Origin of the sequence: Streptomyces tirandamycinicus (assembly GCF_003097515.1) — a bacterium.
Taxonomy (GTDB): Bacteria; Actinomycetota; Actinomycetes; order Streptomycetales; family Streptomycetaceae; genus Streptomyces; species Streptomyces tirandamycinicus.
Genome location: NZ_CP029188.1, coordinates 2,922,823 through 2,944,230, shown reverse-complemented (window position 1 = coordinate 2,944,230; position 21,408 = coordinate 2,922,823). Strand labels below are relative to the sequence as shown.

Sequence of the window (21,408 nt, the reverse complement as noted above, 5' to 3'; positions counted from 1 at the left end):
GAAGGGGTTCCAGGGCCAGGGCAGCCGCGGCCCCCGAACCCTTCCTGACCGGCGACGCTCGCCGTGGCCCCGCCCGGACGGCCTGGGCGCAGCAGGGACAGCCGAAGCGGCGGTCAGTCCCGGGGGCAGACGACCGGCGGAGCCACAGCGATCATCAGGGTCAGTCCTGGGTGAACGACACGAACGAGGCCCAGGAGGTGAGGGCGAACGTGAGCATGGGGCCGTCCGTGTTCTTGGAGTCGCGGACGTGGATGGTGGCGGCACAGGCGGCGACCTCGACGCATGCGCCGCCTTCGCCGTCACTGTGGCTGCTCTTGAACCAGCGCAGTTGCTCGGTGCTCATCGAAGTTCTCCCAGCTTCTTCTCGATCAGGGACAGTGAGTCGCGGGGTGTCAAAGCCTGGGCTCGGATGACTCCATAGCGTTCGGCGAAGACGCGGACCTCCTCATGGTCGGTGATCAGGCGGGAGTGCCCGTAGATCTCCGTGTATGCCACCTGGCGCTGTCCCTTGGGCGTCAGCAGGATGAACGCGCCGCCCACGCTGGGATGTTCCTCGCGATCAGTGGTCATCACCTGGAGTTCGACCGTCCGCAGCCGGCCGATGTGGAGCAACTGCCGCAACTGGTGCGCGTGCACGCCCACCCCACCGATGGGTCGCTGGAGCACGGACTCCTCCACCACGAAGCTGAACGTCGGGGCGGGCCAGCGCTCGAAGATCTGCTGGCGGGCCAGTCGGTCGGCCACACGCTTCTCGATGGTTTGCTCGTCGAGCAGGGGCCGCCGTTGGGTGAAGACGGCCCGCGCGTACTCCTCGGTCTGGAGAAGGCCGGGAACCGCCTGATTGCTGTAGTCGTGCACCGCCAGGGCCTCCGCCTCGGCCTTCGCGTAGTCCCGGAACCAGTCCGGATGCCGCGTCCGAGCCTTCGCCAGCGCCCTCTCCACATCCGGGATCGCCGCCCTCAGCACACCCCGCGCCTCCAGCACCTCGTCCGCGAGCAGCAGGAACGCCGGCTGTGGCGTCCGAACTCCGCGCTCCATGGAGGAGACCAGGGCCTCGCCGCAGTGCGTCGCCGCCCCCAGCTCCCGCTGGCTGAGCCCGGCTGCCTCCCGCAGCACCTTGATCTGCTTGCCGAGTGAGTGGAAGAGCAGCGCCGTCCCGTCCTCCTCGACCGGCCGTTCGGGCCGCTCCTCGCCTCCGGTATCCGCCATACCCCGTACCGCCCTCGCCTGCCGCACTGGTCACGGTCGACGACCCGTACAGCGTCCCGGCCGTACCCGCACGGCTACGCTGCGTCGCGTCGTCACTCCTGGTCAGGGTACTCATGACCGGACACTCTCAGTGACATGAAAGCCGAAACCGCCGCTTCCACGGCCGAGTTCATCCAACGCCTCAGCGCCACCCGCCGAGGCGCCCGCCTCGCCCGGCGCCTGGCCGTGCACCGCCTCGACGGCTGGGGCATCCCTTACGGCAGCGAACTCTCCGACGCCGCCAGTCTGATCGTCGCCGAACTCGCGGCGAACGCGGTCACCCACGGGCGTGTCCCCGGCCGCGACTTCGAGCTGCGCCTGCTGCTCACGGCGACCACCCTCCGCATCGAGGTCTCGGATGCGTGCGCCGAACGACACCCGACCGCCGCCGCGAAACCCCCGTCGGTCGACGCCGAGGCGGGCCGCGGACTTCTTGTCGTTTCCGCGCTCGCCACGGCCTGGGGCTCGGCGGACCGCTCCGTCGGTAAGACGGTCTGGGCCGAGCTGAGCTCGGCTCTGGACGCGGGTGACGCGTCCCCCGGTGTCCGGGGCGAACGTCTGGGCGGACGGTGTGGTGGTGCGCAACTGTCACGCTGATGCAGTCGAAAGCGGACAGGTACTCTTCCGCCCGGTTCGATGCGCGCCTTCGAGGCGCTGACATCCACCCTGTCGGGGATGGGGGCGCGGGGTGGAACCTTGCCGAGTTGGAGGACCACCTTCGAACGGAGGGGAGCAAGGTGTCGATGCTGCAGGATCACCTCGACCTGCGGGCCCTGCGCGAGAAAGTGCAGGCATGCACCCGGGCTGATCTCGAGCCAGTCGCTTTGTTCGTGGGTGCATTGGGCCTTCTGGAGAGCCTCATCAAGAAGGCCATCAAGGGCGGCTCAAAGGCGGCCGACAGTCCGTCTTGCAAGGGATCGGGCGCAGTAGTCGCTGCTCGCCCCGACTTCAACAGCCTCATGTCCGCATGAGGGGAGCGCGTGATGGGGTCAAGAGGATCAAACGGGGCAAAATCACAGGTCCACAAAAGAGAAGCCCAACATGCCGGAATCCATCGGTCGAGGTGGTTTCGAGTGCTGCCGTGAATCGGCTCGTTCGTTCATGGCGGGAGCTGGGCCGCAGGGCTCTGTCATGCTTCCTTCGATCTCGGTAGAGTTTTCCGGATCGATCAGGGGGCGGGGTACTTTGGGTTACATGAACGGTTCAGGAACTATCTCGACCTTCTTCAGCCCGCATATGGATCTAATGCAGTACTTTCGGGAGCAGTTCACATGACCGAGCCTGGCGAGCAGACGCTGAGCGCAGCCTTCACTCGGGTAGCCACTGCGGCAGGCTGGCTGTGGTCGGACGACCCGTGGAGATCGTGTGAGGGGTGGCGCAGCTTAGTCGAGGACTGCCTAGAGGGCTACGAGATGGACTACAGCGAGTACCTGCACGATATCTCTGTCCGGGACCTGCTGGATCTAGCTCTGAACGATGAGGCCACTTGGCACGCAGACGAGTTCGAGGACTTCCTGTCTGCGGTTCGACGCAGCGATGACGTGTTCCGAGAACTGATCGCAAGAGGACCGGTGATTAGGCCCGACGAGCCACGGTGGTGGCGTCGTGCCCTACCACCACACGGCGGTGAGGCGTTCGTCAAGGACGTACAGGAAAGGCTGTCGTCTCCGCTTCCGGCGCACGGTAGGGCGCAAGCCAAAGTGGAAGGTGCTTCCCGCCCCTCGAGGATCGGGAAGGATGGTGTGTGGTAATCAATTCAGGTGGGAAAAATAGAGGGCGTGATGACAAGGCGGTCGTGGGCATCATCAAGGATGCTGAGCCGCGTGCGTGGACTACGTGAGGTCCGAGGCAGTGAATGCGATGTACTCGTACTCCTCCTCGAAGACGACGAGCATCGTCTTCCGATCTGCGGACAGAAGAACGAGATCTCGACCGATTGTACGAAGCAAGGACTCCGCCCAAGTCGGCCTTCTGTAGGAATACTTCAGCCATGGAAAGTGCTGCAATCCGGTCTTGCAGAGCGATTCCTCGCCCAGGCTGCTGCCTCTTTCTATTGACTCAATCCAGTCCCCCAGTTCCATCAGGCTCTCGGTCGTGATCGAGAAATCCGGTTGAGATCCCATTCGCCTGAACCTCGAGAGTGACCTGTCGACCCAGTCGGGAGTTGGGAAGTCATTCACGAACCCTCGGAAAATGTCCATGGGGAGCTCTTGCTCAATTTCTTCTTTTCGTTTCAGTTCCTCCGCGAGGAGTAGTCTTTTCCTCAATTCCTCGTTCACGCTGCGGAATCCTATCGGCCTTTATGGTAGATGTGACGCTTGTTCGCCGACCTGCTGGTATCGTTCTCCTGTTGTATCCGCATTGTTGCCGCCCCTTGGGTTGTCCGGCGTGGAAATGCGGATAGGGGACGTCGGCGTCATTCATCCATCGGAAGCGAGACAATCCAATAGTCATACTCCTCCGCGGTTACGCCGCAAACGTGATGACCGCTATGGGAGCGTGCAATGAATTCGATTCTGTCTTGATCGTCCCTGAGTCGAGAAACGTCCGTCTCGGGGGTCAGCTGGACCTCCACCCAGCCAAGATCGCCGCTGCCAGTTGTCACGACCGTGATGAGGAAGGTTTCATTGTCGGAAAAGATCCCTGCATCGCGCGCCAATTGCCGCCAGTGCGTATTTACATGCTCGGCGGTCCGTTCGCCCCTCAATGGCAACGTCACAGATGGTTCAACCGCGAAATTCGCGATCTTGCGCCAAGCTTCATCAACCGTCACGCCAATGCTGTCCTTGACGAGTCCAATGGGCTTGAGGCGGCTTCCCCGGATCTTGTCCAGTAGAGCCTTCTCTTGAATTTTCACAGCGGATTATCCCCCTTCGAAGAAGAAGTGGTGATCACCTCCGGGCTTGTCGATCGCCCGGTAGCGCTCCATTTTACCGTACCCTTCGGCTGTATTGTCCCAGCCGAAATTCACAAAGTTGCGCGTTTGTTCTTCGGTGGTCTTGCCCTTTGGTCCGCCAGCATGGAAATGCGGCCCAGCCGGATCGTGCGTGTGCTCGACTACTACGCGAGAGCCTTTTTCTGTTTCAAATTGACGGAAGTGGCCCCAGTGGGTTTCGTCTTTGGCGTAAACGTGCCCCGGCATATTTCTCATCCGTATGTCGCCCGTGACGACCCATTGTTCATCAGGAACGGTTCCGTATGGCACGCCGGCGGATTCGAAAGCGGCTCGTTCGGCATCCCCACGACTTTCGAAGGGGTTGGAATGCTCCCCCTTCGGTGGGCACGGCGTGAGCCCCAAAGGGTCGGCCCAGGTGAAGGGGTTGTGAATGTAGCTAGCGGGGTTGGGTGCCGCATTGAGCCCCAAAGGGTCCGCCGACAGGTACCGCGCCGTCTCCGGGTCGTAGTGCCGGTGGAAGTTGTAGTGCAGCCCCGTCTCCGGGTCGAAGTACTGCCCCGGGAAGCGCAGCGGTGTGTATGCCGTGCTCGACGTCGTCCACGCCGTCGTCCCCCACAGCGTGCTCCGTGTGCGCCAGGCGATCTCGCCCGACTCGTCGACGAGTTCGCTCGGGGTGCCCACCAGGTCCGTGACGATGGCGAAGAAGCGCTCGTCGACCGCCTCCTGGGGGAGTCGGGAGGTGCCTGGGTCCTGCGATGTGCCCGCCGGGAGGATGCGTTCGGTCTGGGTGAGCGGGTGGAGGCCGTCGTGGTCCCAGGTCAGGGAGACCGGGTGGGGCAGGTCCGCGGACTCGGTGGTCTGTTCGCAGAGGGTCGCGCCGTCCCAGGTGAAGGTGACCTGTTCGAGCACGGTCTCGCCGTCGCCGGCGAGGCGCTGCTTGGCGATGCGGCGCCCCAGCGCGTCGTAGCGGTAGCGCCACACCGTGCCGTCGGGTGTGGTGACCGAGGTGAGCCGGTCCTCGGCGTCCCATGTGTAGTGCCAGGTGTCCGGCTTGCGTGACAGGCGGGTCTTGCGGCGGAGCACGATGCGGCCCTGGGCGTCGTGCTCGTAGCGGACGCCGCCGGCGCGGGTGATGCGGGTGCCCGTGTAGGCGCGGGGGCCGGTGGCCTCGTGGCCCGGGTGGGTGGCGGGCCAGGACGCGTCGGTCTGGTTGCCCGCCGCGTCGTAGGCGTACCGCTCGGTCCAGTTCGCGGCGTGGACGGCGGTGACGCGGCCTTCGGCGTCCAGGTCGAACGTCCGCGTACCGGAGAGCCGGTCGTCGACGCCGACGAGGTAGCCGTCCACGCGGTAGGTGTAGCCGCGCCGCTGGAGGCTGCCGCCCGCGGCCGTGACGTGCTGCTCCGTGAGCCGGCCCAGTAGGTCGAAGGCGTGGTGGAGCGTGACCGTCCCGCCGATGTGGCGGGCGAGTTCCCGGCCTGCGGGGTCGCGGTCGAAGCCGATGGTCCGTCCGGAGGTGGTCAGCTCGGTGCGGCGGCCGGCCGCGTCGTAGGACCAGGTGCTGACCGCCCCGGTGGGCGTCGTCCTTCCGGTCCGCCTGCCCGCCGCGTCGTGGGAGAACGTCGTCTCGCGGCCGTTGACCGACTCCGTCCGGAGGCGGCCGTACCGGTCGCGCAGCCGCTTCAGTGTCGCGTCCGGGTTCGCCGCCACCGCGAGTTCGTCGAAGACGTCGTACTCGTAGGTGGTGACGGAGCCGTCGGCGTCCTTGCGTACGACCTGGCCGAGCGCGTTGTGTTCGAGCCGCACACGCTGGCCGAGGCCGTTCTCCCGGGACACCAGGCGGCCGGCCGCGTCGTACGCGTAGGTGAGGGTGCGGCCGTCGAAGTCCGTCTCCGATATCGGCAGGCCGGTCGGGTCGTACGCGTAGTCCCAGGTCAGCCCCTGAGGGTTGGTCACCCGGGTGAGTCGCAGATTGCAGTCGTGGGTGAACTCGTACCGCACCCCGTCCGGCCCGGTCCGGGCCGCCAGCAGGTCGAAGTCCGTGTACTCGTAGGTGGTGACGCCGCCCATGGCGTCGGTGTGGCTGGTGCAGTTGCCCTCGCCGTCGTACGTCCAGGACCGCACGCCGCCGTCCGCCTCGACGCGCCGCGCGAGCTTCCCCTCGACCGTCCACTCCAGGCGGGTGACCGCGCCGAGTGGGTCGGTGACGGTGACCGGCCGGCCGAAGGCGTCCCGTTCGCAGCGTGTCGTGGCGCCCAGCGGGTCGGTGATCTCCAGCGGCAGCCCCGCCCGGTCGCAGCGCACGCGCGTGGTGTGTCCGAGTGTGTCGGTGACCGACGTCGGGTGGCCGGCCCGGTCGTAGGTGATGCGCGTGGTGGCACCCGAGGCGTCGGTCGCGGAGGTGTGGTTGCCGCGCTCGTCGTACGTACGGCGCACCACCGTTCCGTCTGCGCCGCGTACCCGCACCGGAAGGCCCAGGCCGTCGTACTCGGCCGACAGCACCCGGCCGTCGGGCCGCCGCACGGTCACCGGGCGCCCGCCCTCGTCGTACGTGGTGGCGGTGGTGTGGCCGAGCGGGTCGGTGGTGGCCAGCAGCCGGTTGAACGGGTCGTACGCGAAGCGGGTGACACCGCCGTTCGCGTCGATCTCGGCGACGACCTGCTGCCGCTCGTTGATCAGGTAGCGCTTGGTGTGGCCGAGGCCGTCGGTCATCGAGGTGGTGCGCAGGCCGCTGTCCGGGTCGGTGCCGTCCCAGGTGAAGCGGGACTCGACATGGCCGTTGGTGCCGGACTGGTACACGCACCGGTCGAGGTCGTCGTAGACGTAGTCGTAGTGGCCACCGTTGGTGTCGGTCCACGACGTCATGCGGCCGAGGCCGTCGTAGCCGAACCGCACCGGCCGGCCGGTGGAGTTGACGACCTCCGTCAGATGCCCGTCCGTGTAGCCGTACCGCAGGATCTCCTGGTCCGAGCCGTCCGGGGCGGCGCCCGCGAGGTGCAGGGCGGTCACCCTGCCGTCCGTGGTGGTGATCTTCAGGTGGTAGCCGCCGTGGTGGACGATCGACGTCGGGGCGCCGGACTCGTCGTGGTCGAAGGCGATCCAGCGGCCGTTGCGGTCGTCGATCCGGGCCAGTAGCGCCAGTTCGTCGGTGTGGTGGGTGAAGTGCCACACCCGGCCGGTGCCGGGGTCGGTGACCGTGTAGCCGTCGCCGGTACGGTCCAGCGGCCAGCGCCTGCCGTGCGTGGGCAGCACCGGGACGCCCGGGGCGGGATGCGGATAGGCGAGCAGACTGCCTTCGTCGCAGGCGAGGACCACGCCCTCGGAGTCGATCTCCAGTCGCTGGTCGACGGTGCTGGACCAGGTCGGCCCGAACCAGCGGCCCGCCCGGTACGACGAGTCGAAGGTGCGCCGGAACATCAGCGGCAGCGAGCCCGGGAGGGCGATGTCCGTCTGCGGCAGCAGCACCCGGCCGTTCGCGACGTCGACCGGGTCGCCGTCGCACCGGGTCTCGCCGCACTGCTTGCCCTTGCCGTCGGGATCCCCGCGCTGCCCGTCGCGGGCCTTGGACGGGGTGTCGGGGGCGGCCTTCGCCCCGGCCCTGAGCCCGCCCCGGACCAGACCGGCGCCCTTGGTGCCGACGATCTCCGGGATGAGCCGCCCGATGAACTCGGACGGATCGCCCTTCGCCGCGTCCCAGGCGTTCTTCAGCGCGCGGTCGGGGTTGGCGGCGGTGGAGACGAGCCCGGCCAGGGTCATGTTGAGACCCTTGTAGTACTCGGCCGGGTGGGTCAGGTTGTACGCGTCGATCGGGTTGACCGAACGGACGAAGTTGATCAGGCCCGCCGTCCCCTTGACGGCACCTCCGGCCAGGTGGGTCACCTCCACGCTCTGGCCGAGGACGTAGTCCGTCAGCTCCAGCCTGGCCTTCCCGAGGCCCGTGGGCTCCTTCGGGGCATGGGCCATGGCCGCCGTGACCGCCGTCTTCGCGGTGTCCGCGGCCTCGTTCCGGTGCCGGCGGGCCTCGTTCAGGACCTCCCGCGCCCGCTCCCGCTTGGCCCTGCCCGGGTCGGTGAACGGGCCGGGCCTCGGCGGCGGGCTGTCGCTGTTCCGGGCGGCGTTGTAGGCGTCGACCCTCTTGTTGTACGCGTCGACCGCCGCCCTGGACTCCGCTTCGCCCTCCTTGTGCAGGGCGATGGCCTCCCGCGCCCTGCCCTGGGCGCCGGTGACCGCCTTCGCGTAGGTCTCCAGGGCCTTGGCGGCGGCCTCGAAGGCGTCGGCGGCGTGCAGCCAGTCGGTCGGCAGCGTCTGGAACTTCGCGCGGAAGGTGTCCGCCGCCTCGCCCTTCCAGTGGGCGGAGTCGAGCCTCTTCATCCCGTCGCCGACGAGATCGAACGCCCGCTGGAAGTCGCGGAGGTTCTTCACCGTCGACGCGATCGCCTCCGGGTTGCCGTGGATGAGCTCCTCGGCCTGCTCGGTCTGCCCGAGCTGCTGCTCGCCCACCTCGGCGCCGAGCGACGAGGCGGTCTCGTCGCCCCAGTCCTCGACGCTGTCCGCCCAGCCGTCCGCACCGACCTTCTCCAGGCCGTCGCCGATCCGGTCGGTCGTCCAGTCGATTCCCTCGCCGACCTTCTCCTTGGCCTTGTCGATGCCGTTGTCGACGAGGTCGATGCCCCGGTCGAGGGCCTTGCCCAGATCGCCCAGGTCCGCCATCAGCCGCGCTCCCCCCAACGCGGCTCCTCGGCCTGCGTGATCGTCTCCTGCGACGGGTCCAGCGTCTCGCGCAGGCGGGCGTCCGCCGCCTCACGCGCCTCCGGGTCGATGAGTCCCTGCCGCTCGAACGCGTCCATCTGCGCGTCCGCCACGTCGTAGCCCGTGTTCCGCCAGGTCTGCCCGACCTCCCGGTGGGCCTCGGAGAACGACTCCGCGCTCCAGTCGGGGTCGTCGGTGGCGGACTGGGTGCTGATCTCGTTCCAGCTCATGCCCTTGACCTCGTCCTCGCCGAGGTGCGGGTTGCCGTTCAGCGAGTTGACGCCGATCTTGATCGAGTCCTTGACGTACTGCTCCTGTTCGGCGAACGAACCCGCCGACAGGCCCACGGCCTGTGCGAACCCGTTGCCCTTCAGCGTCAGCGCCCGGACGCCCCACTCCCACCGGTCGCAGAAGGTGCCGAACGCGTCGGCGAGACCGCCGTGGCCGAGTTCCAGCCCCGACAGGGAGAGGTCCGAGAAGCCGCGCCCCGTGGTCGCCTCGCCGATCATGCCGAGGTCCTTGAGCTCGGCATGGGCGAGGTCGATGCCCTGCGCGATGGCGGCGAGCGCCGCGGGCGGCGCCTTGAGATCAGGACTCTCCGCGCTCATTCCGTCCCCCTCGTCTCCCCGAGATCCACTGCCGCCGTGTCGGGCACGATGCCCCTGACCGGCGGGAACAACATGCCGTCGGCGCTGCCCGCGTCCAGGGCCACTCCGCCCGGTCCGGGCAGCGCGGGCACCATCACGTCCAGCAGACGGGCGCCGAGGACCCTCCGGTACCTCCACTCCCGGCGGGTCTCGCCCCGCGCGGCGGCGAAGCGGGCCAGGGCCTGCTCGTGGGAGAACGCGCAGATCCAGCGGACGCCGTTCCGGTCGGCGGTCCACAGGCTGTCGTGCTCGTCGAACGGCACCAGCACGGCGGTACGCCGGAATTCCCCGAGCAACCGCGCAAACTCCCGGCGGGCCGATTCCGGTCCACCGTCCGCGGGCGCGCCCGCCGCTGCCGGTATGCCCGCCGTGCGCGAATCCGGGGGCTCCGATGGCTCTGGTGTCTCCGATGGCTCTGGTCGCTCCGGTACTCCGGGTGCTCCAGGTATTCGCGCTATTGGGGGTGTGTGCGGTGTTCGGGGTGTCCGCGACGGCACCTGCGTTTCCGGCGCATCGAGCACTTCGATCACTTCGAGCACTTTGGGCACTTTGGGCGGTTGGGTCGTTCGGCGTGATTCGGGCGCGTCGGGGTCGGCGGGTGCGCGGGTCGGCGGTTCGGATGGCGCCCCGCTGGCCGACTCCGCCGGCCGGGTCGAGTCCGCCGGCTTCGCCGACTCGGTCAACTCGGTCAACTCGGCCAATCTCGACGTTCGCTCGGGCTTCGCACCGCTGTCCCCGTTGTCGCTCACCCGGGAATGCTGGCATGGGCTCGTTCCCGATCGCAACGCGTAATTCCCGTACGACTCGCAGTGTTTCGGGCCTTCCGGGAACCTCTGTGCGTGCGGTCGAACCCGCCGAGGGCCAGGTTCGGCCGCGCAGCGCCTCACGGGCCCCGCCGGGGGCGCCTCCCCGGCCCTCGTATCCCGGCCGTTTTCGGCGCATACGCCCGTACCCCCCGTTCCGCTGTCGGACCGCGCTCGTATGCTCGCTGCATGACGGATCACCAGGGCGGAGACCGGGCCGGAGACCAGGCGGGGCGTCCGGCCGCCAACGCCATGCGCCGTGCTCTCAGGCGGGCCCGGGACGGTGTCGCGCTCGACGCCGGCGAGGCCGCCGTGCTGCTGCAGGCGCGCGGCGCGGACCTGGAGGACCTGTGCGCGTCCGCGGCACGGGTGCGGGACGCCGGTCTGGAGGCCGCGGGGCGTCCCGGGGTCATCACGTACTCGAAGAGCGTCTTCATCCCGCTCACGCGACTGTGCCGGGACAAGTGCCACTACTGCACCTTCGCCACCGTGCCCGGCAAGCTCCGCCGGGCCGGCCTGGGGCCGTTCATGTCGCCCGACGAGGTGCTGGACATCGCGCGGCGCGGGGCGGAGCTGGGCTGCAAGGAAGCGCTCATCACCCTCGGCGACAAGCCGGAGGACCGCTGGCCCGAGGCGCGCGAGTGGCTCGAGGCGGAGGGGTACGACGACACCATCGCCTATGTACGGGCCATGGCGATCCGCGTCCTGGAGGAGACCGGGCTGCTGCCCCACCTCAACCCCGGCGTGCTGACCTGGACGGACTTCCAGCGGCTCAAGCCCGTCGCGCCCTCCATGGGCATGATGCTGGAGACCACCGCCACCCGGCTCTGGTCCGAGCCCGGCGGCCCGCACCACGGATCGCCCGACAAGGAGCCGGCGGTGCGGCTGCGGGTGCTGGAGGACGCCGGGCGCAGCTCCGTCCCGTTCACCAGCGGGCTGCTCATCGGGATCGGTGAGACGTACGAGGAGCGCGCGGACTCGCTGTTCGCGCTGCGCCGGGTCTCCCGCGCCTACCACGGCATCCAGGAACTGATCATCCAGAACTTCCGCGCCAAGCCCGACACGGCCATGCGCGGCATGCCGGACGCCGAGCTGGACGACCTGGTCGCCACCATCGCCGTCGCCCGGCACGTCATGGGCCCCTCCGGCTGCCTCCAGGCGCCGCCGAACCTGGTGGACGAGGAGTACGGCCGGCTCATCGCCGCCGGTATCGACGACTGGGGCGGGGTGTCCCCGCTGACACCCGACCACGTCAACCCCGAGCGCCCCTGGCCCCAGATCGACGTGCTCGCCGAGCGGTCGGCGGCCGCCGGCTTCCGGCTGCGGGAGCGGCTCGCCGTGTACCCGGAGTTCGTCCGGCGCGGCGAACCCTGGCTGGACCCCCGGCTGCTGCCGCACGTACGGGCCCTGGCCGATCCCGGCACCGGTCTCGCGGACGAGGAGGCGACGCCCGCGGGCCTGCCCTGGCAGGAGCCGGACGAGGGCTTCACCGCGAGCGGACGGACCGATCTGCACCGCACGATCGACACCGACGGGCGGAGCTCGGACCGCCGCGAGGACTTCGACGAGGTGTACGGGGACTGGGGAGCGCTGCGCGAGGCGGCGGCGCCCGGCATGGTGCCGTCGCGGATCGACACCGACGTGCGGCAGGCCCTGGCCACGGCCGCGGACGACCCGGTGAGGCTCACCGACGGCGAGGCCCTCGCCCTGCTGCACGCCGACGGGCCCGCGCTGGACGCGCTCTGCTCGATCGCCGATGACCTGCGCCGTGACGTCGTGGGCGACGACGTCACGTACATCGTCACCCGCAACATCAACTTCACCAACGTCTGCTACACCGGCTGCCGCTTCTGCGCGTTCGCCCAGCGCCGTACCGACGCCGACGCCTACACCCTGTCGCTGGACCAGGTCGCCGACCGGGCCCAGCAGGCGTGGGACGTCGGTGCCGTGGAGGTGTGCATGCAGGGCGGTATCCATCCCGACCTGCCCGGCACCGCGTACTTCGACATCGCCCGCGCCGTGAAGCAGCGCGTGCCCGGCATGCATGTGCACGCGTTCTCCCCGATGGAGATCGTCAACGGCGCGACGCGCACGGGTCTGTCCATCCGCGAGTGGCTGACCGCCGCCAAGGAGGCGGGGCTGGACTCCATCCCCGGTACGGCCGCGGAGATCCTCGACGACGAGGTCCGTTGGGTGCTGACCAAGGGCAAACTCCCCACCGCCACCTGGATCGAGGTCGTCACCACCGCCCACGAACTGGGCATCCGGTCCTCGTCCACGATGATGTACGGCCATGTGGACCAGCCCCGGCACTGGCTGGGCCACTTCCGCACGCTGTCCCGCATCCAGCGGGAGACGGGCGGTTTCACCGAGTTCGTGACGCTGCCCTTCATCCACACCAACGCGCCCGTCTACCTGGCCGGCATCGCCCGGCCCGGGCCCACGGCCAGGGACAACCGGGCCGTCACGGCGATGGCCCGGCTGCTGCTCCACCCGCACATCCCCAACATCCAGACCAGCTGGGTGAAGCTCGGGACGGACGGAGCCGCGCAGATGCTGCGTTCCGGCGCGAACGACCTCGGCGGCACCCTGATGGAGGAGACCATCTCCCGGATGGCCGGGTCGAGTTACGGCTCGTACCGGTCGATCCGCGATCTGACCGCCATCGCCGAGGCCGCCGGACGCCCGTCCCGGCCCCGTACGACGCTGTACGGCGAGGTTCCGGCGGAGCGGCGACGCACCGCGGCGGACTCCGACGGCCACCTCCCGGAGCTGCTGCCGGTGCTGCCCCAGGGCTGAGCGTCCGTGACGGCGTCCGCGAACGGGCTCGTGACGGTGCCTGCTGAGGGCAGGGACGCGGGGCCGGCTCGTGACGGTGCCCGCGGAAGGCGGGCGAGCAGGGGCGGCCCGTGACGGCGCTTGTCGAGGGCCGCCTCGCGGGACCGGCGCGTGAGGGTGCCTGCGGAGAACGGGCTCGTGACGGCGCCTGTGAAGTGCGGGCGCCCTGACGGTGCCTGCCGGAGAGCGGGCGCGCGACGATGCCCGCGAACGGGTCCGCGGAGACGCCGGGGAAGGAGCTCGCGGGACGCCCGCGAAGGGCCGGCCGGTGCCGTGACGCCTGCGAGGACCGGTGTCGCGATGCCCGGGAGGGGCCGTCACGGCGCCGCCCGCGAAGGGGCCCCAGGGGGTGGAAAGGGTGCCTCGCCTCAGGGCCGTCGGGCCACGCGCGTGGGCCGTGGCCGGACCGGGACCGAGGCCGGCCGCCGCATTCCGCTTCACTGGTCGTCGAGGCCGGATTCCGCCCATGAAGCGATCCGTCACGGTCGATTAAAGTGCTGCGCACGAGAAGGGAGGGAGCCGCGTGACAACCGGAGCCGCAGCCGTCTGGGGACGTGCCGAGCAGCAGGACTTCCGCTCCCGGGTGCGCGGCTGCCTGCTCGGCGGGGCAGTCGGCGACGCCCTCGGCGCCGGGGTGGCAACGCTGTCGCTGGACGACATCCGCGCCGCCCACGGCCCCGACGGGGTCGCCGACCTCGCCCCCGCGTACGGCCGCCGCGGCGCCGTCACCGCAGCCACCCAGCTGACCCTCTTCACGGTCGACGGCCTCATACGCGCCCAGGTCCGTCGCGACACCGGCGCCTGGCACCCGCCGACCGACGTGCACCGCGCCCATCTTCGCTGGGCGGCCACGCAGCGGGACTGGGGCCCCGACGAGCGCCGCAAGGACAACGGCTGGCTCGCCCGCGAGGAATGGCTCTACACCCGCCGCGATCCGGCTCCCGCCTGCCTCACCGGTCTCGCCGACGAGACCCTCGGCACCATCGACAGGCCCAAGAACCCCACCGCCCGGGACGCCGGCGCGCTCGTCCGCTCCGCGCCCTTCGGACTGCTCGTGGGCTGGGAACCCCATCTCGTCTGCCAGCTTGCCGTGGAGTGCGCCGCACAGACCCACGGACACCCCACGGCATATCTCTCGGCCGGTGCGTTCGCGGTGATCGTGCACGGGCTGGCCCGCGGTGAGACCGTCGACGGGTCCGTCCAGCGGGCGCTGTCCCTCCTCACGCCCAGGCCGGGCCACCAGCCCGTGAGCGACGCGCTCAAACAGGCCCTGGGAGCCGTACGCCAGGGCATCCCGAGCCCCACCCGTATCGACGCCCTCGGCGACCCCGAGAACGCGGAGGACGCCCTGGCCGTCGCCGTCTACTGCACCCTGGTCAGCGAGGACGTCCGGCACGGGCTCCGTCTCGCGGTCAACCACGACGGCGCCTCACACACCACCGGCACCCTCTGTGGCGCCCTCCTCGGCGCGCTTCACGGCGAGACGGCTCTCCCGCCCGCCTGGCTGGCGGAACTCGAGGGGCGTTCCACCATTCTCGAACTCGCCGACGACTTCGCCATGGAGATGACCCAGGGGCCCGCGCTCCACGGCCCCGCCGTCTCGGCCCCCGGCTGGCTCCAGCGCTACCCGCGCGGCTGACGGCGGTCGGCTCCTGGCGCCACGGCGCCCCCCGATGGTGCCGGGTCTCGACCCGCGCTGTGCAACTGCTGCGCTGTCCGGGAGAAGTCGGCGTTGGCGCAGTCGGTCACCGCAGGCTGCTGAACCACCACCTATTGGATCACCCAAGGGCTTGCAGGAAGCAACACTCTGATTCACCGCAAGGACCCCAAGGGGGCGTTTCGACGACCACGTTCGCTGGACGGTCGGGACCGGCAAGCGACTCGATCGCGGTGGCCGCGTCCACCACGCCCGCCCTCTTGTCGCCGCGTCCCAGGACGATTAGGTGACCCTCTACCGGGACGGTGCCGAGGGTCGTGCGACTACCCTGCGCTCCACTATCCGTTACGTATGCCTGACCGTGGAGGTGACAGATGCGGAGAGTCCGCAGCGGCGGGCGGAGCCACGGGAATGGCTGCGGTCGCGGGAACTGGCGAAGCGACTCTCGCCGGAGGACGACGCCGCCGCCTCCCCTGCGGCGATGGCGACCATGTTCCGGCCCACGCCTCTGCCACGGGTCGGGGCGATGTGCAGGGCACGCAACCACCTGACAGTGATCGCAGTCCCACCTATTGTGGTCGTTCGGACCTGTTTCTGACAGGCGGACGGTTGGGCAAGGGGGACTTGCGTGGAAGCGGAGATGATGGATCTCGCGCGCACCGCCGGCACTGCAGTGGTGACACTTATGGCCACTGATGCGTGGGAGAGAACTCGGGAGGGAGTCGTCGCGCTGTGGCGGCGGGTCAGCCCCTCGCGCGCAGAGGGCGTGGAGGGGGAACTGGAAGCCGCTCGGGACGATCTCCTGCTCGCGCGGGAGAACGGCGACACGCTGGTCGAGCGGGAACTGTGCGAGGAGTGGGCGGGCCGCCTTCGCCGTCTTCTTCGCGACCGGCCGGACGTTGCGGTGGAGCTTCGCCGGATTCTCGCGGACCTTTACCCGGATGAGCAGGTCCAGACGAGGAGCGTTCAGATGAGGGCCGAAGCGTCAGGGAGCGGACGCGTCTATCAAGCCGGCCGCGACCAGCACATTACAGAGAGGTGACCGAGCCGCCACGCGCGCAGTGCGCGGTAAACGGCCGTGCGTCAGGTCAGGGGCGCGTGTATCAGACGACGGGCGACCAGCACATCACGGAACACCATCACTACTACGGGGCCGGCGAGGCCGAATCGCTTTCGGGCTCGTCAGTACCGCGCAGCATCGTTCACGCCGCTACGGACGGGCTGCGAAATGGGCTGGTCGCACCCGATTCCGTGCGGTTGCCGCTCGTCGGAAGGATGCCGCGCCACCTCCGGGATCGTAAGGCCCTCATGGCAGGACTACTTGAGGCTGCTGGTGGCCACGGAGGGATCCACGTGCTTCACGGGACGGGGGGATGCGGTAAGACTGCAGTCGCACAGGCGCTGTTCCATGCGGTGACAAGTCATCTCGACACTGTCGGTCTCTGGGTCAGCGCATCAGAGCGAGCCACGTTGAGGGCGGGCATGCTGGCCGTGGCCGCAGATCGAGGTGCGCAGGCCGTGGAATTGGCTGCGGCCTACGCGGGCCAGCGTGCGGCAGCAGATCTCGTCTGGCACTACCTGGACAGCTCGCCGCAGAGGTGGGTTCTCGTGTTGGACAACGCGGACGATCCCGCAGTGCTGGAAGAGGGTGGGTGGCTGCGGGCCAGTCGCCAGGGGACCGTCGTCGTCACCACGAGACAGGGTACGTCGCCGGTATGGCAGGGGGCGCGGTTGCACCGGGTAGGCACTCTCCCGGTGGACGACGCCGCACTCATCCTTCGTGATCTCGCACCCGACTCCGGCACATTCGAAGAGGCTCGTTCCATGGCTCAGCGGCTGGACTGCCTACCTTTGGCTCTGACGCTGGCAGGGTCGTTCCTGTCTCGGCAACTCTTGGAGAGCTGGTCCATGAGTGACTACCAACGCCATCTTGAGGACGAGTCCACGGAATTGATTGACCGGGGGGCGGATTCCGAAAGGGATGCGAGGCACTTGGTCGGTAGGACGTGGCAGATCTCTCTCGACAGGCTGGAGAGGGCCGGAGTGCCTGAATCGGTCACGCTCATGCGATTGCTGTCGTGCTTCAGTCCAGACCCGCTGCCCCTGGCGTTACTCCATCCACGGAAACTGGCCGCGACCGATCTGGGTCATGCCGCCCCCTCTCTGCAGGGGCACCGGGTGGAGGTCGCCCTGCGAGGCCTCCTGGACCATTCCCTGATCGCGCTCGTGGACATCGAGCGGGGTGGCGCCGGGGTTAGGTGCGTCAGGGCTCACGGGGTACTGCTGGACAGCATCGCCGCCTCGGTACCGGACGACCAGAGGGTACTCCTCACGACGTCGGCGCTTCGCCTTCTTGCCGAGGAATTCCCCGAGACACTCCGTGAGGCTCGGGTGGCCGGTGGAGTTGGGTGGCTGGCGCCTCACGTGGTGAGTCTGCTCCGTCGGGTTCCTGCTTCGGAGGTTGCCCTGCAAGCGGTCGAGCTGGCCGTTCGATTGGCTGGCCTGACGTTCGAGATGGGCGACTATCACGCGTCATCCTCGATGGCCCGTTCTGCAGCCGAGGTAGGCCAGCGGCAGTTGGGTGTGGACCATCGAGTGACGTTGAGGGCTCGTCATCGGTTGGCCCTTGCGCTGTTCCGGCTGGGTCGATTCGAGGAATCCGAGAGATTGCACCGGAATGTTCTCGAGGCTCGGGTTCGCCTTCTTGGCCTGGAGCACGGTGAAACGCTGGCGAGTTTGCAGGACATTCACGAGCCGCTTGGTCAGTTGGGAAGGCTCGAGGATTGCGTGACGTCGCTTCGGGAGACGGAAGCGATCCGAACGAGGATTCTGGGCCCCGATCACCCTGACACTCTGCATGTGCGTGCCCTTCTGGTCGAGTATCTGGCGCATCCTGAAACGAAGGAAGAGTTCGACGAATTCGCGCCCGCTGCGGTCGCGACGTGTGAGGAGCGCCTGGGGGCGGAATCCTTCACAACGGTGACGGCTCGCCACAATTACGCGTACGGACTCTACGCCTTCGGTCGATGGGAGCAAGCGGAGGCAGCGGCTCGTAAGGCGGTATCAGACCGCGAGCGGATCCACGGTGCGGAGCACTACCTCACCCTTTCGGCGACTGTCCTCCTGAGCTGGATTCTGGAGAAGCGCGGGCGCAGTGATGAGGCCATCATCCTTGCGCGACGCGTCGTCGAAGGGCAGGAGAAAGTGCTTGGTGTTGAGCATCCGTACGTGCTGGCCAATCGGGCAGGCCTCGCTGCCTCTCTCGCCGCGAGCGGCCCTGTCGCGGAGGCGGCCGCCCTGGCTGCCCGGAATCTCCCGCTGTGTGAGCGGGTTCTTGGTCACAGTGATCCTGTGACCATCAGGACTCGCGCCGTTGTGAACGACCTGGGCGGGACCGGGGCAGAAGGCAGCCCCCTCGGCCAGGACGGCGGGCCGGTCGAGAGGGCTTGACTGCAGGTTCTGCAGAGACGTGGTCGGCCAGGGTTGCCAGTCAGCCCTTGCGGCTGATCCCGGTGATGAACGCCGACCACGTCTCCGCGGTGAAGCCCAGCGGCGGGCGGTGGTGCGCCTTCGAATCGCGCACGGCAACCAAGCTCTGGTCTTTCAACTTGATCTCCACGCAGTCGCCGTTGACGGCGGAGTACGAGGACTTGGTCCATTCCGTCAGGGACGCAGCTTGCCGGATGTGCATAGTGACTCCGATGGTTGTGCCAGGTGTGCGGGTGCCTCGAGCCGCTGTCCCCAACGGCCCCGAGATCGAAGCTACGCCGCAGCATCCCCTGGGGTGCGGTGCGTTCACCCATCCGGATGGCATTTTTACTCGAAGTCTATTCAGCCTGAGCTCATGAGTGTACGGTGCCTGCCCTCCCGGTCAGCCTCCGTAGGTCTCCGCTACCTGGTGGATGAATTCCATCGACTGCTCGGCGCTGAGCGCCTTGGCCCGAAGGTGTTCGTACATGACTGTGTAGCTTTGTACGTCATTTGGCTTCTCGAGGTAGAGGTCGCTGGTCACGCCCTCGAGGTAGACGACGCTGGCGTCCATGGCATCCTGGAACTCCAGGATGACGAACTTTCCGTACATGCCAGGATGAGCCCCCACGGAATAGGGCAGGACCTGCAACGTCACATGCGGCTGCATGCTCAGCTCCGCGAGATGCTTGAGTTGGTCTGCCATGATCCGGTCATTGCCGACTACGCGGCGCAGCAGAGCCTCGTCGATGACAGCCCAGAACCGGAGTGGGTTGTCGGGATCCGTGAGGCGGTCCTGTCGCTTGAGCCGGATCTGAATGCGTTTGTCGATCTCGCTCTGAGTGGCTTCGGGCCACATCCCCTCGATGACCGCATGGGCGTAATCGCGTGTCTGGAGCAGGCCCGGCACGATCAGCGATTCGTAGACCCGGAGGCTGGCCGCGTCCGTCTCCAGGCCGATGTAGACGCTGTAGGGGATGTCGCCGAAGGCGTGCCACCAGCCCTGCTGGCGGGAGTCCTTGGCCATCTGCATCAGTGAGTCGACGACGCGGTGGTCCTCGACCTCGTACACTCCGCAGAGGTCGCGCACATCACGCTGGCTGATCGACCGCCGGCCGTTCTCCAGTCGGCTGATCTTCGACTGGGAGACGAGCAGGCGATCCGCCACCTCCTCCGCGGTCATGCCCTTGAGCTCGCGGAGGCGGCGCAGCTCCTGGCCCAAACGGCGGCGCCTGACGGTGGGGTTGACGTTGGACGCCACGGGAACTGCACCTCCGGCTGCGGACTGCTTTAGCGGTCCTGTTGCTGTGCGTATCTACGTCTCAGCAGACTGCCACCAAAGGTGGTGCCCGCGCTGGAAAACGACGACACGCGCGCACAATGCGGGGGACAAAGCCTCCGGCCGCCCGCGGGGCGAAAGAGCGACGTCGACATCTGCGCGGAGATTGCGGTGCATTGCGGTACGTTGCGGTGTATCAGGACCATTTGTCCCGGATTGTACGGCGTTGCGCGGATAGGCCGAGGACTCGCCCGACGACTGGCGAAGCTGGTTCCGGCTCGCCGTCGCCTACCACGGCGCACGCTGAATGCCCATGGGTGGCGGGCGGCTTCGCGGGAACGGGTGCGCGTGAGGTCTCGGGTTGACGGTGCGATCGCACGCCACAGCAAGGGCGCGGGGCAGTCGTATGTACGACTGCCCCGCGCCCTCTGCGGCTCCCGTACCGGGCTCGGGGCGACATCGGCGGCCGGGGATCTCCCGGCCGGCACGCGAGCGAGTGCCCGCGTCCACGGCCGCGGGCACCCCACGCGAATCCGTGTCGGTGCGTGCCCGCGCCTGCTTGTGCCTGTCAGTGCCCGTCCGCGTCAGTGCGCGTCAGCGCGCCAGGCCCGTACCCGTACCTGGCGCCCTAGTGGGCGGCGGCGCGGGCCATGCCGCCCCGGCGGGCCGGCATCTGTACGGCCGGTTGCCTGCCGGGGGCTGCCGACCCACGGCGCGGCTGCGCGGCCACACCGTTCTGAACGTCCATCACGGCGTGGGCCACGAGTCCGCCCATGGGGTCGTGCCTGATGAGATCCCGGAGGCGGGAGCGGGAGGACCGCCCCTCGTTGCCGGGATACAGGTGCTTGCCCAGGCCGACCGCGTGCGCCAGAGCGGCGAGCGCAGCCGTCCTCGGGTCCGGCGGTACGCCGGTGCGGATCGCGCTGTCCAGCCGGGACCTGATCTCCCGGCTGATCGCCGTGTCCGTCGCCTGGTAGCGAGTCGTCGGCAGCACCCCGCACATCTGTCCCGCCACGGCATGGACCATGCCGCACCTTTCCAGATGTGAAAGGTAGGTCTGGCGCAACCCCAGCCGGGGCCCGCCGATCCAGTGGACCGCCCGGACCGGACTGCCGCGCCTGCGCAGCAGCTCCAGTGCGGAGTCCAGGGTCGGATCTCCTGTCGGCCGTGGCATCACCACGGCGATACGATCCCCGTCTGGGGCTATCCGTCCTGCCAGGGCCAGCTCCACTAGCTGTGCTCCGGCCAGGCCGAGGTCGAGCGACTGCGGCTGCGCTGTGGTACCCGTGGCCGGGTCCAGAGCGAGCAGCAGAAGCTCCTCCGGAAGTGTTCTGCGGCTCCTGCCCATCCATGCCTCCCCGCGTGGATGAATGACAGGGTGACGCCTCTCACATTGGTCTGTCGAGAGCGCCTGGGTGCTTCGTACGGGAACCGGCAGGTATGTCGTTCTCGTCTAGCACGGGGCCAAGGGGCTCACACAGGACACTGGCAGAAGGTTCGGACAGTGGTGCGGGTGGTACCAGCGTCACGGCGGGTTCAGGTTTGAGGCACGGAGGAGGCACGGTGGCGGGCGAGTCCCCCGACAAGTCGGAGCAGCAGAAGTCGTCGGGGGAGACGACTCCGGGCGAACGTGATCCGCGGCTTGCCGTGGCCCGTTCGGCGGGGGCGCCCACCCAAGGACGTGCCGACCAGCCCACGGCGGTGTTCAGGACGCTGCCGTCGGAGCCGTCGGAGCCGTCGGATCGGTCGGAGTCGTCTCGGCCGGTGTCCTCGGGCACGGACGGGGACAGGGACAGGGACAGGCGAACGGACAGGGACAGGGACAG

17 protein-coding genes are annotated in these 21,408 nt (G+C 68.6%); 7 read left to right on the top strand and 10 right to left on the bottom strand.

What is annotated here, in order from left to right; translation table 11 throughout:
* Nucleotides 1-160 precede the first annotated feature (160 nt).
* Both DDW44_RS12955 and DDW44_RS12950 read right to left on the bottom strand, forming a co-directional pair.
* Nucleotides 161-343, bottom strand: a complete 183-nt coding sequence (locus tag DDW44_RS12955) for a DUF397 domain-containing protein (protein WP_108906520.1) — start codon at nt 341-343, stop codon at nt 161-163.
* Nucleotides 340-1,209, bottom strand: coding sequence for a helix-turn-helix domain-containing protein (locus DDW44_RS12950; RefSeq protein ID WP_108906519.1), 870 nt, complete (start codon nt 1,207-1,209; stop codon nt 340-342). Before DDW44_RS12950 ends, DDW44_RS12955 begins: the two co-directional genes overlap by 4 nt.
* Nucleotides 1,210-1,344: 135 nt before the next feature.
* On the opposite strand from DDW44_RS12950, the gene DDW44_RS12945 reads away from it, so the two are divergent.
* From DDW44_RS12945 to DDW44_RS12935, 3 genes are all read left to right on the top strand, one after another.
* The gene (locus DDW44_RS12945; protein ID WP_108906518.1) at nt 1,345-1,845 is read left to right on the top strand and encodes an ATP-binding protein; all 501 of its coding nucleotides are present in this window, start codon (nt 1,345-1,347) and stop codon (nt 1,843-1,845) included.
* A 140-nt stretch (nt 1,846-1,985) separates the two neighbouring features.
* Nucleotides 1,986-2,219: a hypothetical protein gene (locus DDW44_RS31655; protein WP_146207013.1), complete on the top strand. Its 234-nt coding sequence runs from the start codon at nt 1,986-1,988 to the stop codon at nt 2,217-2,219.
* Between the two features lie 300 nt (nt 2,220-2,519).
* Nucleotides 2,520-2,999, top strand: coding sequence for a hypothetical protein (locus DDW44_RS12935; RefSeq protein ID WP_108906516.1), 480 nt, complete (start codon nt 2,520-2,522; stop codon nt 2,997-2,999).
* A gap of 81 nt (nt 3,000-3,080) precedes the next feature.
* Here DDW44_RS12935 and DDW44_RS12930 read toward each other — a convergent pair whose 3' ends face one another.
* From DDW44_RS12930 to DDW44_RS12910, 5 genes are all read right to left on the bottom strand, one after another.
* Nucleotides 3,081-3,527 carry a hypothetical protein gene (locus tag DDW44_RS12930; RefSeq protein WP_146207012.1) on the bottom strand — a complete coding sequence of 149 codons (447 nt, stop codon included), beginning with the start codon at nt 3,525-3,527 and terminating at the stop codon, nt 3,081-3,083.
* Nucleotides 3,528-3,664: 137 nt separating this feature from the next.
* Nucleotides 3,665-4,105 (bottom strand): hypothetical protein, encoded by a 441-nt coding sequence (locus tag DDW44_RS12925; RefSeq protein WP_244224020.1) that lies wholly within the window; start codon nt 4,103-4,105, stop codon nt 3,665-3,667.
* A 6-nt stretch (nt 4,106-4,111) separates the two neighbouring features.
* Nucleotides 4,112-8,851 (bottom strand): putative T7SS-secreted protein, encoded by a 4,740-nt coding sequence (locus DDW44_RS12920; RefSeq protein WP_108906514.1) that lies wholly within the window; start codon nt 8,849-8,851, stop codon nt 4,112-4,114.
* Nucleotides 8,851-9,498, bottom strand: coding sequence for a hypothetical protein (locus DDW44_RS12915; protein WP_108906513.1), 648 nt, complete (start codon nt 9,496-9,498; stop codon nt 8,851-8,853). The genes DDW44_RS12920 and DDW44_RS12915 overlap by 1 nt, the downstream gene beginning before the upstream one ends.
* Nucleotides 9,495-9,899 (bottom strand): SseB family protein, encoded by a 405-nt coding sequence (locus tag DDW44_RS12910; RefSeq protein ID WP_240800610.1) that lies wholly within the window; start codon nt 9,897-9,899, stop codon nt 9,495-9,497. Before DDW44_RS12910 ends, DDW44_RS12915 begins: the two co-directional genes overlap by 4 nt.
* A gap of 630 nt (nt 9,900-10,529) precedes the next feature.
* Between DDW44_RS12910 and DDW44_RS12900 the strand changes: the two genes are divergently transcribed.
* The 4 genes from DDW44_RS12900 (at nt 10,530) to DDW44_RS12885 (ending at nt 18,285) form a co-directional block, all read left to right on the top strand.
* Complete coding sequence (locus tag DDW44_RS12900; RefSeq protein WP_108906510.1) at nt 10,530-13,139, top strand: bifunctional FO biosynthesis protein CofGH; 2,610 nt, start codon at nt 10,530-10,532, stop codon at nt 13,137-13,139.
* Nucleotides 13,140-13,701: 562 nt separating this feature from the next.
* Nucleotides 13,702-14,817, top strand: coding sequence for an ADP-ribosylglycohydrolase family protein (locus DDW44_RS12895; protein ID WP_108906509.1), 1,116 nt, complete (start codon nt 13,702-13,704; stop codon nt 14,815-14,817).
* 646 nt (nt 14,818-15,463) lie between these two features.
* The gene (locus DDW44_RS12890; RefSeq protein WP_167455494.1) at nt 15,464-15,877 is read left to right on the top strand and encodes a hypothetical protein; all 414 of its coding nucleotides are present in this window, start codon (nt 15,464-15,466) and stop codon (nt 15,875-15,877) included.
* A 56-nt stretch (nt 15,878-15,933) separates the two neighbouring features.
* Nucleotides 15,934-18,285, top strand: coding sequence for a tetratricopeptide repeat protein (locus DDW44_RS12885; RefSeq protein WP_244224019.1), 2,352 nt, complete (start codon nt 15,934-15,936; stop codon nt 18,283-18,285).
* 40 nt (nt 18,286-18,325) lie between these two features.
* Here the strand turns inward: DDW44_RS12885 and DDW44_RS12880 are convergent, their stop codons facing one another.
* The 3 genes from DDW44_RS12880 to DDW44_RS12870 form a co-directional block, all read right to left on the bottom strand.
* Nucleotides 18,326-18,526, bottom strand: a complete 201-nt coding sequence (locus tag DDW44_RS12880) for a DUF397 domain-containing protein (protein ID WP_108906506.1) — start codon at nt 18,524-18,526, stop codon at nt 18,326-18,328.
* 180 nt (nt 18,527-18,706) lie between these two features.
* On the bottom strand, nt 18,707-19,564 hold the full coding sequence (locus DDW44_RS12875) for a helix-turn-helix domain-containing protein (protein ID WP_108906505.1): 858 nt from the start codon (nt 19,562-19,564) through the stop codon (nt 18,707-18,709).
* Between the two features lie 646 nt (nt 19,565-20,210).
* Nucleotides 20,211-20,930: a GOLPH3/VPS74 family protein gene (locus tag DDW44_RS12870; RefSeq protein WP_017945636.1), complete on the bottom strand. Its 720-nt coding sequence runs from the start codon at nt 20,928-20,930 to the stop codon at nt 20,211-20,213.
* Nucleotides 20,931-21,408 lie beyond the last annotated feature (478 nt).